Annotated in this window: 25 protein-coding genes and 2 pseudogenes; 23 read left to right on the top strand and 4 right to left on the bottom strand. The window is 38.7% G+C overall.

What is annotated here, in order from left to right; genetic code table 11:
- Positions 1 to 222 (top strand): hypothetical protein (locus QW060_RS20130; protein WP_290365027.1); only part of this gene is annotated, 222 nt, incomplete at its 5' end.
- 152 nt (positions 223 to 374) lie between these two features.
- Here QW060_RS20130 and QW060_RS20125 read toward each other — a convergent pair.
- Positions 375 to 533, bottom strand: a complete 159-nt coding sequence (locus tag QW060_RS20125; RefSeq protein WP_290365026.1) for a hypothetical protein — start codon at positions 531 to 533, stop codon at positions 375 to 377.
- 13 nt (positions 534 to 546) lie between these two features.
- Here QW060_RS20125 and QW060_RS20120 point away from each other — a divergent pair, with 13 nt between their 5' ends.
- From QW060_RS20120 to QW060_RS20040, 18 genes are all read left to right on the top strand, one after another.
- Complete coding sequence (locus tag QW060_RS20120) at positions 547 to 960, top strand: SbcC/MukB-like Walker B domain-containing protein (protein WP_290365025.1); 414 nt, start codon at positions 547 to 549, stop codon at positions 958 to 960.
- 156 nt (positions 961 to 1,116) lie between these two features.
- Entirely contained in the window at positions 1,117 to 1,407 is a 291-nt protein-coding gene (locus tag QW060_RS20115; RefSeq protein WP_290365024.1) for a WYL domain-containing protein, read from the top strand.
- Positions 1,408 to 1,638: 231 nt separating this feature from the next.
- A complete protein-coding gene (locus QW060_RS20110) occupies positions 1,639 to 2,499 on the top strand; it encodes an ATP-binding protein (protein WP_290365023.1) in 861 nt (286 codons plus the stop codon).
- Positions 2,500 to 2,539: 40 nt separating this feature from the next.
- Complete coding sequence (locus QW060_RS20105) at positions 2,540 to 3,397, top strand: ATP-dependent nuclease (RefSeq protein WP_317623217.1); 858 nt, start codon at positions 2,540 to 2,542, stop codon at positions 3,395 to 3,397.
- 50 nt (positions 3,398 to 3,447) lie between these two features.
- On the top strand, positions 3,448 to 3,588 hold the full coding sequence (locus QW060_RS20100; protein WP_290365022.1) for a hypothetical protein: 141 nt from the start codon (positions 3,448 to 3,450) through the stop codon (positions 3,586 to 3,588).
- Positions 3,589 to 3,670: 82 nt separating this feature from the next.
- Entirely contained in the window at positions 3,671 to 4,069 is a 399-nt protein-coding gene (locus tag QW060_RS20095) for a hypothetical protein (RefSeq protein WP_290363573.1), read from the top strand.
- Positions 4,070 to 4,171: 102 nt separating this feature from the next.
- The gene (locus tag QW060_RS20090) at positions 4,172 to 4,342 is read left to right on the top strand and encodes a hypothetical protein (RefSeq protein ID WP_290363574.1); all 171 of its coding nucleotides are present in this window, start codon (positions 4,172 to 4,174) and stop codon (positions 4,340 to 4,342) included.
- Positions 4,343 to 4,345: 3 nt separating this feature from the next.
- Positions 4,346 to 6,274, top strand: a complete 1,929-nt coding sequence (locus QW060_RS20085) for an McrB family protein (protein WP_290365021.1) — start codon at positions 4,346 to 4,348, stop codon at positions 6,272 to 6,274.
- A gap of 119 nt (positions 6,275 to 6,393) precedes the next feature.
- Positions 6,394 to 6,573 carry a hypothetical protein gene (locus QW060_RS20080; RefSeq protein WP_290365020.1) on the top strand — a complete coding sequence of 60 codons (180 nt, stop codon included), beginning with the start codon at positions 6,394 to 6,396 and terminating at the stop codon, positions 6,571 to 6,573.
- Positions 6,528 to 6,896 (top strand): 5-methylcytosine restriction system specificity protein McrC, encoded by a 369-nt coding sequence (locus QW060_RS20075; protein ID WP_317623216.1) that lies wholly within the window; start codon positions 6,528 to 6,530, stop codon positions 6,894 to 6,896. Before QW060_RS20080 ends, QW060_RS20075 begins: the two co-directional genes overlap by 46 nt.
- The gene (locus QW060_RS28600; RefSeq protein WP_397386113.1) at positions 6,790 to 7,026 is read left to right on the top strand and encodes a 5-methylcytosine restriction system specificity protein McrC; all 237 of its coding nucleotides are present in this window, start codon (positions 6,790 to 6,792) and stop codon (positions 7,024 to 7,026) included. Before QW060_RS20075 ends, QW060_RS28600 begins: the two co-directional genes overlap by 107 nt.
- Complete coding sequence (locus QW060_RS20070; protein WP_317623215.1) at positions 6,924 to 7,331, top strand: 5-methylcytosine restriction system specificity protein McrC; 408 nt, start codon at positions 6,924 to 6,926, stop codon at positions 7,329 to 7,331. Before QW060_RS28600 ends, QW060_RS20070 begins: the two co-directional genes overlap by 103 nt.
- A 54-nt stretch (positions 7,332 to 7,385) precedes the next feature.
- Complete coding sequence (locus tag QW060_RS20065) at positions 7,386 to 7,655, top strand: hypothetical protein (RefSeq protein WP_290365019.1); 270 nt, start codon at positions 7,386 to 7,388, stop codon at positions 7,653 to 7,655.
- A 17-nt stretch (positions 7,656 to 7,672) separates the two neighbouring features.
- Positions 7,673 to 8,035 carry a hypothetical protein gene (locus QW060_RS20060; protein ID WP_290365018.1) on the top strand — a complete coding sequence of 121 codons (363 nt, stop codon included), beginning with the start codon at positions 7,673 to 7,675 and terminating at the stop codon, positions 8,033 to 8,035.
- Between the two features lie 107 nt (positions 8,036 to 8,142).
- Positions 8,143 to 8,403 carry a hypothetical protein gene (locus QW060_RS20055; RefSeq protein WP_290365017.1) on the top strand — a complete coding sequence of 87 codons (261 nt, stop codon included), beginning with the start codon at positions 8,143 to 8,145 and terminating at the stop codon, positions 8,401 to 8,403.
- A 22-nt stretch (positions 8,404 to 8,425) separates the two neighbouring features.
- Complete coding sequence (locus QW060_RS20050) at positions 8,426 to 8,812, top strand: DEAD/DEAH box helicase family protein (protein WP_290365016.1); 387 nt, start codon at positions 8,426 to 8,428, stop codon at positions 8,810 to 8,812.
- Positions 8,813 to 8,829: 17 nt separating this feature from the next.
- Positions 8,830 to 9,111 carry a hypothetical protein gene (locus QW060_RS20045; RefSeq protein WP_290365015.1) on the top strand — a complete coding sequence of 94 codons (282 nt, stop codon included), beginning with the start codon at positions 8,830 to 8,832 and terminating at the stop codon, positions 9,109 to 9,111.
- Positions 9,008 to 9,427, top strand: coding sequence for a hypothetical protein (locus QW060_RS20040; RefSeq protein WP_290365014.1), 420 nt, complete (start codon positions 9,008 to 9,010; stop codon positions 9,425 to 9,427). The genes QW060_RS20045 and QW060_RS20040 overlap by 104 nt, the downstream gene beginning before the upstream one ends.
- A gap of 245 nt (positions 9,428 to 9,672) precedes the next feature.
- Here QW060_RS20040 and QW060_RS20035 read toward each other — a convergent pair whose 3' ends face one another.
- Positions 9,673 to 9,831, bottom strand: a complete 159-nt coding sequence (locus QW060_RS20035) for a hypothetical protein (RefSeq protein WP_290365013.1) — start codon at positions 9,829 to 9,831, stop codon at positions 9,673 to 9,675.
- 18 nt (positions 9,832 to 9,849) lie between these two features.
- Between QW060_RS20035 and QW060_RS20030 the strand changes: the two genes are divergently transcribed.
- The 4 genes and pseudogenes from QW060_RS20030 to QW060_RS20020 all read left to right on the top strand — a co-directional run bounded on the left by QW060_RS20030 (position 9,850) and on the right by QW060_RS20020 (position 11,093).
- Positions 9,850 to 10,185 (top strand): hypothetical protein, encoded by a 336-nt coding sequence (locus QW060_RS20030; RefSeq protein WP_290365012.1) that lies wholly within the window; start codon positions 9,850 to 9,852, stop codon positions 10,183 to 10,185.
- Between the two features lie 174 nt (positions 10,186 to 10,359).
- Positions 10,360 to 10,711 (top strand): annotated as a pseudogene (locus QW060_RS20025) (NAD(P)-dependent oxidoreductase); the annotation flags it as partial.
- Between the two features lie 142 nt (positions 10,712 to 10,853).
- A pseudogene (locus QW060_RS28120) lies at positions 10,854 to 10,922 on the top strand (NINE protein); the annotation flags it as partial.
- Positions 10,923 to 10,952: 30 nt separating this feature from the next.
- Positions 10,953 to 11,093 carry a hypothetical protein gene (locus QW060_RS20020; RefSeq protein ID WP_290365011.1) on the top strand — a complete coding sequence of 47 codons (141 nt, stop codon included), beginning with the start codon at positions 10,953 to 10,955 and terminating at the stop codon, positions 11,091 to 11,093.
- A gap of 430 nt (positions 11,094 to 11,523) precedes the next feature.
- Here QW060_RS20020 and QW060_RS28595 read toward each other — a convergent pair whose 3' ends face one another.
- Together QW060_RS28595 and QW060_RS28590 are read right to left on the bottom strand one after the other, a co-directional pair.
- Positions 11,524 to 11,661, bottom strand: a complete 138-nt coding sequence (locus tag QW060_RS28595) for a hypothetical protein (protein ID WP_397386112.1) — start codon at positions 11,659 to 11,661, stop codon at positions 11,524 to 11,526.
- A 29-nt stretch (positions 11,662 to 11,690) separates the two neighbouring features.
- Positions 11,691 to 12,083: GNAT family N-acetyltransferase (locus tag QW060_RS28590; protein WP_397386111.1), on the bottom strand; the 393-nt coding region annotated here is incomplete at its 5' end.

Genomic DNA, 12,083 nt, shown 5'->3' with positions numbered 1-12,083 from the left:
AGCACCAAAGCCCATACCCAAAAAGAAGAACTAACAAACACACTAACAACCTTAGAAACCGAGGTCCAAAATGCATTGCAAAAAATGCAGGACTGGCTCAACCAATACAACCAAAAAAACAACCAATCGCTGAACATTGACGCATTACACCAACTATTAACCCATAGCAACGAATGGATCACTACCGAACAAACAGCACTACAAACCATTGAAGAAAAGTAGCCAAAGCCAGCAACATCCTTGCGAACGCAAACAAACCTTCGACTCCCACAAACAAAATCGTTTATCCGAACGGTCACTTGAGGAACTCAACACCCTTCACACCGTCGCAAAATCAGAAGCAGAACAAAAAAGCAATAAAAAGGACAAAACCACTACCAACTGCAACAAAACGAAGCCAATAAAAACAAAATAGGCGACCTGCTAAAAACCATCGCAGCACAAGCCGCCATTACAGAAAACTGGAGCAAACTCAACGAAATCATAGGCTCGGCCGACGGTAAAAAGTTCCGCCAGATTGCACAAGAATACACCCTCGACGTATTGTTGGGCTATGCCAACATCCATTTACAGGCACTCACCAGCCGCTACAAAATCGAGCGCATCCCCGCATCACTTGGCCTGCAGGTCGTCGATCAGGACATGGGCGATGAAGTGCGTACGGTTTACTCCCTTTCGGGCGGAGAATCATTCCTCGTGTCGCTTGCCCTCGCCCTCGGCCTCGCCTCCCTATCCTCCAGCCGTATGAAAGTAGAATCCCTCTTTATTGACGAAGGCTTTGGCTCGTTAGACCCCACCACGCTCAATATCGCCATGGATGCCCTGGAAAGGCTGCACAATCAGGGCCGCAAAGTAGGCGTCATCTCCCACGTACAGGAAATGACGGAAAGGATTCCTGTGCAGATTAAGGTGAGTAAGCAGCAGAGCGGGAAGAGTAAAGTAGAAGTAATAAGCGTATGAAAACAACATTGATATATTATGTATATGGGCGTGCCCCTTGGGTCGGGCTATCCGCTACAAGTCCTCGCTACGCTGCGGGCTTTACGCTACTATCCCTCACGCAGAGTACACACCAACAATCAATTATAAGTAACCATTTAAATAAAAAACAAAATCATGAACAAAAAAATTATTGAAGCAATTGAAAATCAGAAAGTAATAGAATTTTACTATGATGAAGAATTAAGAGTTGTTGAACCCCATTGCTATGGAGAAACAACAGCAGGGAACGAAGGGCTACGTGCATTTCAAATTGATGGATATAGCTCTACAGGAAAATTTGGTTGGAGAATGTATGACCTTAGTAAAGCCGACGATATCACAGTTACCGAAGACCATTTTGACGGACCACGCCCTGGTTATCAAAGAGACGATAAAGGAATGTCAGAAATTTATGTTGAATTTTAAAAACTAAAAACAATGGAAAGATATAGAAATACAAGAGGAGATTCAGGAGTATCGCTTATGAAATAGGAGCTGATTACATTAAAGTAAAATTTTCAGGAACATCCCGCACCTATACTTATAGCTACAGAAAAGCTGGAAGTAGCCATGTAGAAACCATGAAAGGATTAGCCCGAAGTGGCAGCGGTTTGAATAGTTACATTAACCGATATGTGAAAAATTTATACGATTAATATGAGATCAAAATTATTAAAAATATCTATTGGAAATCTTGGATGTATTGGCAACGAAGGTTTAACGGTTAGTCTTGATAATATTTTATGTCTTGTTGGTGATAACAACACAGGAAAATCAACTATATTAAGAGCTTATGAATTAGCTGTTGGTACTCAGATATACTCATATGATAAGGACTATTGTAAAAAATCCAAAGAAGAAAATACATATGTGGAAATCTCTGTCCATATACCCGAAGGAACGGCTAATATAGCTGAGAAGTGGAAAGAGAAGCAAGGAGATTTATTAGTTGTAAAAAGCAGATGGGAATGGGATAAAAATGGTTCTAAGACAAGAAAAACATATGACCCCGAATTAGAGAGCTATTCAGAGGACGGCAATGCTGCGGGGTTAGATAGTGTTTTTAATAGCAGATTGCCTGTTCCTTTTAGAATAGGTGCATTAGAGAATCCACAAGTAGAATTAAAGAACCTACTAAAACTTATAGTTGATCCTATTGCGGAGAATCTACGTTCACATTTAGATAATAAAGAATCTGAATTAAGCAAAGCATTAGAAATATTTACTGAGCATGCTCAAAAGCCAGTGGAAGAACATAAAGAGATTATTGAAAAAATCAGTCAAAGAATGACTAATAGCCATAACAAAATCTTCCCAAATCTTTCTGTTGATTTAAATATAGGAATGTCAGACTTGAAAGTTGACCCTCTCGATGCATTAATTAAAGGGTCTAAATTAAGCATACGGGAATTTGAAGAAAATATAGATTGGGATCAGCAAGGAAGCGGTTCTCAACGAGCATTGTTTTGGTCATTATTACAAGTTCGTTCAAGACTACAGGCGGTGAAGAGTTTTTAAAGTCGATAATGAAAAGAAATTAAAAGCACTTGAGAAAGATATTAAAAAATTAGAGGGAGAAAGAGATAGAGCAAAAACAGATGCAACTAGAGAAACCAAACAAGCAGCTATTGATGACAAATCAAAAGAATTACAGCAGGCTAAAGAAATTGAAGTAGAAAAAGCGATGGACGAAAGAGATGGAGAGATATCGCTACCAGGTTACATGCTATTAATTGACGAACCAGAGATAGCACTTCATCCTAACGGTATCAGAGCAGCATCAAAATACCTATATGAACTAGCTAATGATCCATCTTGGCAGGTTATGCTTACGACTCATAGTCCTCTTTTTATTAATCCATTTGAAGATCATACAACAATAGTTCGATTATCAAGAAATAAAGGAAATCCAAATCCGAGTACATACAGATCAGACGAAATAACCTTTACAGAGGATGAAATTGACAATTTGAAATTATTGAATAGTTTTGATCAGAACCTTTCTGAAATGTTTTTTGGCCAATACCCAATAATAGTTGAAGGCGATACAGAGTATGCGGCTTTTGACAAAGTGATGCGGATGGAAAACGAAAAATATCACATCAATTACAAGCCAATACTTATCAGAGCTAGAGGAAAATTTACTATGGTTCCGTTGATTAAAATGCTGGCACACTTTAAAGTAAACTTTTCAGTATTGCATGATTCAGATTACCCTAAGAACAAAAAGGTCACGTCAATAATGTTTGGACTGGTAATCAAAATATCTACAAGGAAATTCAAACTGCAAGAGAACAAGGGATACGTGTTGTACATAGAACTTCAATTTCAACATTTGAAGTTGCTCATGACAAAATTGAATTGGATGAACAAGGCAATTATCTTTCTGGTACATCAAAAGATAAACCTTGGTTAATGTATCAAAAAGTTAAAGATAATAATGAAATTAAAAAATCAGTAGAGAAGGTGTTGGACGATCTCATTGATTGTGAATGTAACGAAGAACCATTCGATAAACCTTTTTCTGAAATTCTGAATGAAAAATTTGCTGAGTGGGTTGCTTTAAATGAAATAAAGGATCCAAGATTTATTTTTAATCCAGGATAACAAGTCAATTGTAATAAATCATAAAAAAACTTTACACTATGAAGCATTGGAAGCTTCTATTCAATTAATTAAAAAATAAAAAATGGCAACATATCACGACAACAAAAAGACAAAATGGAGCGATTCTGGCGTAGCTTATCATGACAATGGTAAAACTGCTTTCTCTTCCTCTGGCATAGCATATCATGCGAATGGCAAGACGGCTTACAGTTCTTCGGGCATCGCTTATCATGATAATGGCAAAACCGCTCTATCTTCATCTGGCACGGTATATCATGCGAATGGTAAGACAGCATATAGCTCATCAGGAATAGCGTATCATGACAATGGTAAAGTAGCCTATTCTTCCTCTGGAAAATTTTATGATTCGAATGGAAAAGTAGTAGACAAAGCCAGCTTCAGCATAAGTTTAGGTAAAGGAATTACACTTCACATCATTCCTAATATAAAAATCACCGTTTACGGAAGAAAGATTAATTAACGGATTTTAACCCTACGTCCTTATTAATATTGGTATCTCAAAAAGATAAAAACAATGAATGTAAAATTTCAATAGTTATAAATAAAAAATCCGAGAAAAGCTTTGTATAATAAAATAGACATTATCTTCACCATGAAAGAACTCGATCTCTACTCCGAAGCAAAACCACGCTACTATCAGCTCATTCCAAATCGGGAGGATGGGCTGATACTGCTTGCTTTGTACCAAAAAAATTATACCCTAAACAATTGTTCAAACCTTTTAAAAGAATAATTAATGAAATTCAAACCTTCAGACATTACCAAAGAACACATACTCTCGGCCGTACACGAAATCGATCAGGAAAACATAAACCTAACCACAGGCACACGTTGGGAAGTTATCGTAAATGGCAAACCATACCCACCCAAAGAAATAATGCGGTATGCCCGTAAACAATACGATGGCTCATTAGACTGGCCTAATGGTGGGGGACCTCCAACCAATGACTATTTGACCAAGCTGGGGTTTGAAGTTCGTGAAAAAGGAAAAACATTTATTAATCTGAACGGACACCGCATATTCAAATTTTCAATGGGCGTATTCTATAAAACTCCCAGATACTACAAAGTCAATATAGTAGAAAGGCTCGAAAAAGAAAATTTAATTTCCATGCATGAAAACACGGGAAAAAGTCAGGCACAACTATTTAAAAACACTTTGGGAATAGGCGATTACGTATACATAACCTATGGAAAAGACAAACTAGGCTGTATTGCCAAAATCACGAGCGATGTTATAGAATTGCCATCAGACATAAAAAATGATCTAGACGAAGGCTACAAAGGGAGAAAAATAGAAATCATAGCCCAACCTGTACAGCCTAACACTTTAGACCTTGTAAAGCACAAAAAAGCATGGCTTCCCAGTGCAAATACAACAATCAAGCAAATCTTCAATTTGCAGGAAGCCAATGACATCCTTTTTAGTAAATACTATAATGTCGATGTAAGAAATAATCCCGAAACAAACACAATAACAACTATGAACACTACTCCTACCGATAAAAAACATCCCCTAAATCAAATCCTTTATGGTCCTCCCGGCACCGGTAAAACCTATGCTACCAAAGAATTGGCCATAAAAATTGCCAATCCGGATTTTAAATTCGATAAGACGTTGACAGACGAAGAGCAGCGCAAAAAAATCACAGACGAATACAAACGACTTACTGAAACAGGGCAGATAGTATTTACTACCTTTCATCAAAGCATGAGCTATGAAGATTTTGTAGAAGGCATAAAACCTGAAACATTAAACAACGATGTCGTATACAGCACACAACCAGGCCTGTTCAAACTGCTATGTGAAAAAGCAGGAATAAAAAGCAATTCTAACTTTGAAGAAGTACTAAAACGGTTCAAAGACGACGTTACAAACAATCAACCCTTTACCATACATACAAACAGGAGTAAATTTGATGTATCCTATCTTGGAGGAGTAACATTCAGGATAAACCCGCACGAATCAACGAATGACAACCCCAACTACCCAGCAAGTATAGAAAATCTGCTGAAATTCTATCAGACAGAATCAATAGAAGGAATTTATAACCCGAGCTATATCAGAGGTATTGTAAACCATCTGTATGAAAAATACGGCCTCATTAAATACAATACTGTTTCTGAATCGCCCGATAAAAACCATGTACTAATAATCGACGAAATAAACCGTGGTAATGTATCGGCTATATTTGGAGAACTAATCACATTACTTGAACCCGATAAACGCATAGGAGCTACTGAAGAAATCAAATTAAAACTACCCTATTCAAAAAATGATTTTGGCGTACCTGCCAATATCTACATCATTGGCACCATGAATACGGCAGACCGTAGCGTAGAAGCGCTGGATACGGCACTCCGCCGCAGGTTCAGCTTTGTAGAAATCATACCCGACTATAGCCGTATTGATAAAACAGACATAGAAGGAATCAATCTGGGCTTGCTGCTGGAAACCATCAATGACAGAATCGAAGCCCTATTGGACAGAGACCATACCATAGGACACTCCTACTTTCTCAAGGTTAAGGACAAAGCAGCTCTGGCGCACACATTCAAAAACTGCATCATTCCACTATTACAAGAATATTTTTATGGCGATTACGAAAAAATAAACCTTGTACTTGCGATGGATTTATCCGTATCAATGAAAACAGCAACATAGAATTTGCAGGAAACAACCCATACCCAGGCTATGCGGACAAACCTAAATATGTATTTCCGGAACTGAACGAAAATAACATAGTAGGTGCTATCGAAGCACTTAAAATAAAAACCGTATAAATGACCAGGTTGAAAAACAGGATACAGGTTTTTGAGCACAACAAACTCATCATTGGCCGTCAATATGATGGTGTGCTATTTAGTAAAAAACACTATGATGCACTCTTTAAGCTAAATGAACTGCATAATGACAAATATTTCCGCCCATTACCGGAAGTATTTATTTCAAACAATATGTAGGTGTCATACAAGTAGAAGGGCTAACAATAGAAATATTACCTAAAATAGACAAAGCCTCTACCGACACAAATCTATGGCAGGAAGTGTTGATAGACATGCTGCGTGTGGCTCGAAAAATCAAGGTCCAAAATACAGACAATGCAAATGTCGAAAAACAAAACAGACATCTGCTCGACATTTATTTTGAATGGTATCTCAACGAAGTTAAAGCCTTAAATTCATGGCGGGCTTATCAAACAATATTATCAGCAAACAGCCAATGTAAAAGCATTAAAAGGAAAACTGGAATTTGCCGGACACCTCAGCAGAAATGCAGTTCATAAAGAACGTTTTTACACCACACATCAAGTATACGGCACAGACCACCATATACACCAAATCATCAGCAAAGCACTGGGATATTTGAACACTTTTCTAAAAACAGTTATATCTATAGTCTTTGCAAAACAGTAAAGGCATCTTTTCCAGAAGTTTCTCGTATTACGGTTACACCTGACACATTTAACAAACTAAAAGAAAACAGGAAAGCAGCACCATACAGCACAGCTCTGGAAATCGCTAAATTCATTATACTGCAATATGCACCCAACATAAAAAACGGAAATGAAAATATGTTGGCCCTCTTGTTTGATATGAACATGCTGTGGGAACAATACATATTAGCAAAGCTAAAAACTGCTGCCGCAAATAAAAACCTGATTATACACCATCAATGGGGAAACCTTTTTGGAAAACAAATAAAAACAAGCCTGATATAGTAATTGAGAAAAAATCAGGAGATGAAAACCAGAAATATTTTATTTAGACACCAAATGGAAGATATATCCGGTTCAAACCCCTCCATTCAAGACCTCAGACAAATGTATGCCTACAATGACTATTGGTCATCAACAGATGCAATGCTCCTTTATCCGGCAATTCATTCAAAATTTGACGGATTTGCAGAATTCAATCCCATTGCTGGCAAAACTGAGCATCACAAATGCGGTATTGCCCAACTATCCATTTTTTTACCAGACACAAACAAACTAAATCATGACATAGGTAAAGAAATCTTAAAATGGTTTGGAATAATAAAGTAATTTCTTTTTAGAAAACAATGGCACACAAAGATCAAATACAATTATTAGAATACTGGCGCAATACCCTGGCCGATGGCTCACGGGTAGAAATAAAGGTAGACAAAACCATACACCTGCACAATCTGCCTATTGACTATGCCAAAGGCCATGTACCTTCAGCAGCTGCAACAATATTACTCGATGCCGTGGAGAAAAAACAAAACGAAGCAAAAGGGCGGTCAAACCAAAATGATCCCGATTGGGAAAAATTAGAAGAGACCAGCATCCTGATAACCCCATTCAGAGTAAGCCCCGATCCCGAATACACCAAATACTCGGAGAAACAGGCATCAGCTATCCGTTCTGGATCAGAGCCCTGCTCAACAGAAGCGGATTTTTAAACCCGATGAAGACACCTTCCCCTACATACCACGTACACATCTGGAACCACAGGTAAATGAAGCCGTAAACTTTATTTTTTCAGACGTAGACAAAATAGACAACGCATTTGCCAGACCCTTTGCAGGCGAAGAAAAATGGGCTGAATATTGGACCTATATTCAAGACTGTTTCCAACGGATTACCGGAATACAACTACAGGAATATGTTTCAGAAAATCATACCGTCAGTTTCTCAAACACCATTGTCGCCCATGAAAACCTTACAGCCGCAGCAGATGGCATCATCAGACTATACGACTACCTCATCCGTGAAAAAAAAGTACCGTCCTTATTGGAAAAACTGGCAGACAGATCCAACACACAACTAAAATCCCTATTAACCCAACCACTTTGAAGACACATCTGCCACCCACCTTGGCCAGATGGCGCATACCTATCCCCTCTCCATCTCACAGAGAAAATCGCTTTACCATTTCCAAACCCTACAAAAGGAGAAGTACTAGCCGTAAATGGCCACCTGGAACTGGAAAGACAACCCTCCTCCAAAGCATAGTAGCAAACGAAGTAGTACAAAGTGCCGTAAAAGGACATGACCCCGCCGTAATCGTAGCCTGTTCTACGAACAATCAGGCAGTAACCAATATCATAGACAGTTTTTTCAGCGTAACCCAAAAACCAGGGCTGTTGTATGAACGCTGGTTGCCAAATCTAAAAGGCTTTGGCCTCTACCTGCCTGCACAAAGCAAAATAGTATCAGGAGACATACCCATCATCTAAAACGTGTAGAAGGCAGATTGAGCGGAGCACATACAGATAAAGAAAATTATAACTATCTGGACATTGCAGAGCAAACCTATATTGAAAAATCGCAACGTTACCTCCAGCAGGAAGGACTGACTGTATCGAACATCACCAAACAACTACAAGCCACACTACAACAGAAACAAAAAGAGCTTCAGGAAGGCATCAAATTTGTGGCAACAATACAAAACAATACCCGTACTCCTTCAAAAATTAGGTGCCACAACCACCAGCAGTTTATTCTCAGGACAAAAATTAGACGAAAAGACACTTGACCAGATAGAAACAAACATTAAAGACATAGAGCGAAAACTCAGCGACTATCTGGATCAGGAATCATTCTGGATAAAACTCTTTTCATTCCTACGTTTCGTAAAAGAAAAAAGAGCCATCCGACTAAAACAACTATTCCGTGATTGTTTGGTAAACTATGACACCGTAAACTTTTATAAAATCAGCTCCTTCCACCATTTTTTTGATGAAAAACTGCAAGTAATCCAGCAAATCAAAAAGCTTTCACAAGCCTGGAAAAACTGGAAACAAAACAAACAACATTACATCCAATCCACCCATAGACGACGAAGGATTTAAAATGGCCGAACACAAAAAAGAAACCTACTTCTATGATGAGTTGGAAATGGGATTAAAACACGACCTGTTTTACCTCGCCATCCACTATTGGGAAGGACGCTGGATCATGGCCACCAAAGACCTCATACTGGAAGATAGGGTGTACAAAAACGGAGAAAGAGATGCCCGCAAACGCTGGCAACGCTTTGCCATGCTGAGCCCTGCTTTGTTTCCACATTTTCATGGCACCCAAATTCTTTTCCTACTCAAAACTTGTCAGAAACACAGAAACAGGAAGCGTCTGGGATACACCACCCTGCTGGACTACATAGACCTGCTAATCGTAGACGAAGCCGGCAAGTTTCGCCAGAAGTAGGCGCAGCCACATTTGCATTAGCCAAAAAAGCCTTGGTAGTAGGCGACACATTACAAATAGAACCCGTATGGAATGTCCCGCCAAAGTAGACCATGCCAACCTGCATCGATACAAAGTAATAACCAACGTTGATGACCAGAAATCAATAGCCGATCTGCAGAGCAAAGGTTTTCTCAGCAGCGCCTGTAGCATAATGCAACTCGCCCAGAAAACCACCCCATATCAATTATATCCCGAAATGGAACGCGGCATGATGCTCACCGAACACCGACGCTGTTTTGATGAAATCATTGAATATTGCAACCGCCTGGCCTATCATGGCCTGTTGGAACCCAAAAAAGGTTCGGCAAAAAACAGCCGTTTGCCCCAATGCAATTTCATGCAGTCAGCGGCATCTCCGTAATCAGGGGCGGTAGCAGTCGGGCAAATACAGAAGAAGCCACGCGCCATAGCCCAATGGATACTCACCAATCAGCAGCAATTACTTAACCATTATCAGGACATAGAAAACAGCACCGCAGCAAAAGAAAAAGATCGCAAAAGACGCTTCGCCTCGCAGACATAGTAGGCATAAATCACCCCCTTTACGGGACAAAAACACGAGCTGGCCCACAATGAATTTATCCGGGGTTTCAAAAAGCCGTTTTGGTTTATCAATACTGCAAGGGGCAAGTCTGTAAATACTGCTCACCTAACCGATGCACTAAGAGATGGAACAATAAAAGGTGCCGCACTGGATGATGTGCTCGAATATGAAAAATCTTCTTTCGAAAATATGTTCGAATCACAGGAACTCCCTGAACCGTTTCAGTATCTTCTCAAAGCGGAAAACGTATTGTTTTCACCGCATATTGCAGGCTGGGACACATGATGAAAGTAAGGAAAAGCTGGCACAAATCATTGTAAATAAAATCCTTGAGAAATTCTAACAACAAATCATTTATATCCTTATTTTTGAAATAAAAAAACTATGGAAGTACAAAACCCAAACACACCGCCAAATCAGCCCAACTATAATTTTAATAATGGCCCGCAACCTCAGGATGCCAACAGCAAAAAAATTTTGTAGGAATAATTGCTATTTTACTGGGGCATTTAGGAATTCACAAATTTATTTTAGGCTACAATAACGAAGGTATTATTTTACTCGTTATCAGCGTAGTAGGCTATATGACCGCATGTTTTCTGGTAGGATATATCTTTTTATTTGCTACGAGCATTATCGGTCTTGTAGAAGGTATTATTTACCTTACCAGATCAGATGAAGAGTTTTACAACACCTATATGATCCGTAAAAAAGCGTGGTTTTAAAAATCAGCTTTAAAAAGAAATTCATCTGTTGATGCGACATAAAAGAAATTGCCCGCTTTATGCGGGCAATTTCTTTTATGAGAACTGCTGGCTAATCAGCTTTTCTGACAATTTGCGTTCGAGTTCTAACTGAAACTCTTCCATAACCGGTTTTACAGTACTTTCAGGCAAATCTGCTATACGAATATACATAAGACCGTCAACAGAATTATTAAACAGAGATCTACATTAAAAGCAACTACTCTTGCGTTTGTTTGATGTACTTTTTTATAAGTACAGGTAGGCGGAGATTTCCCGGCTCAACTTCATCAATAAGTCGGTCAAATTTATTTAAATCAGCCTCTGTTTCATTAAAAACAAAGTCTTTGTCAGCGTCTTTCAGTTTTACTTTATATTCTTTTTTAGGCGCTATATACTGTGCTACATACGATCATAGTAATGTGATTTCATAAACTCGATCATAAGCGATTTGAAAAATCAGAAACTGATTGCTGATACTCACTCCGCCTATCAGATATTTATGAGAAGGATACCGCAGCGTGGTATGTACAATTCCTTTCCATAACAAAAAATAAGGGCATAGGCTTTAACTGATATTCAGAAACGATAAACGCTCTTCCCATTTCTATGGAGTTTTCCATCATGGATATACAGCTCGGGCTCAAACTTAAAAAGTTCCTGTAAATAAAAACCATTAATGCCGTATTTTTTAAAAATTTCTTTTCCTAAGCCCATACGGTAGGCACCCGCTATTTGTTTGGTTTCATCATCCCATAAAAACATGTGATGATAATAGGTATCATATTCGTCTAAATCAATGGAGTTATTGGTTCCCTCACCCACTGCACGGAAAGTAATTTCGCGCAAGCGTCCGATTTCGTGTAATATGTTCGGAATTTTATCGGCTTCTACGAGAAACACTTCATAGTTTTTACTTTGCAGCAGACGGTAATCTCCTTTTCGGAGTTCCGTAACTTCCTGAATCATTTT

This window comes from Paenimyroides ceti (assembly GCF_030409925.1).
The sequence above is the reverse complement of the archived record's forward strand: the minus strand, read 5'-3'. Positions and strand labels throughout refer to the sequence as shown.

Excerpts from the sequence above, each read along its gene's own strand:
- QW060_RS20115 (WP_290365024.1), top strand. The coding sequence starts at position 1,117 with ATGAACAAAAAAATTATTGAAGCAATTGAAAATCAGAAAGTAATAGAA.
- QW060_RS20085 (WP_290365021.1), top strand. The coding sequence starts at position 4,346 with ATGAAATTCAAACCTTCAGACATTACCAAAGAACACATACTCTCGGCC.
- QW060_RS20020 (WP_290365011.1), top strand. The coding sequence starts at position 10,953 with ATGACCGCATGTTTTCTGGTAGGATATATCTTTTTATTTGCTACGAGC.
- QW060_RS20080 (WP_290365020.1), top strand. The coding sequence starts at position 6,394 with ATGACCAGGTTGAAAAACAGGATACAGGTTTTTGAGCACAACAAACTC.
- QW060_RS20095 (WP_290363573.1), top strand. The coding sequence starts at position 3,671 with ATGGCAACATATCACGACAACAAAAAGACAAAATGGAGCGATTCTGGC.
- QW060_RS20060 (WP_290365018.1), top strand. The coding sequence starts at position 7,673 with ATGGCACACAAAGATCAAATACAATTATTAGAATACTGGCGCAATACC.
- QW060_RS20110 (WP_290365023.1), top strand. The coding sequence starts at position 1,639 with ATGAGATCAAAATTATTAAAAATATCTATTGGAAATCTTGGATGTATT.
- QW060_RS20065 (WP_290365019.1), top strand. The coding sequence starts at position 7,386 with ATGGAAGATATATCCGGTTCAAACCCCTCCATTCAAGACCTCAGACAA.
- QW060_RS20030 (WP_290365012.1), top strand. The coding sequence starts at position 9,850 with ATGGAATGTCCCGCCAAAGTAGACCATGCCAACCTGCATCGATACAAA.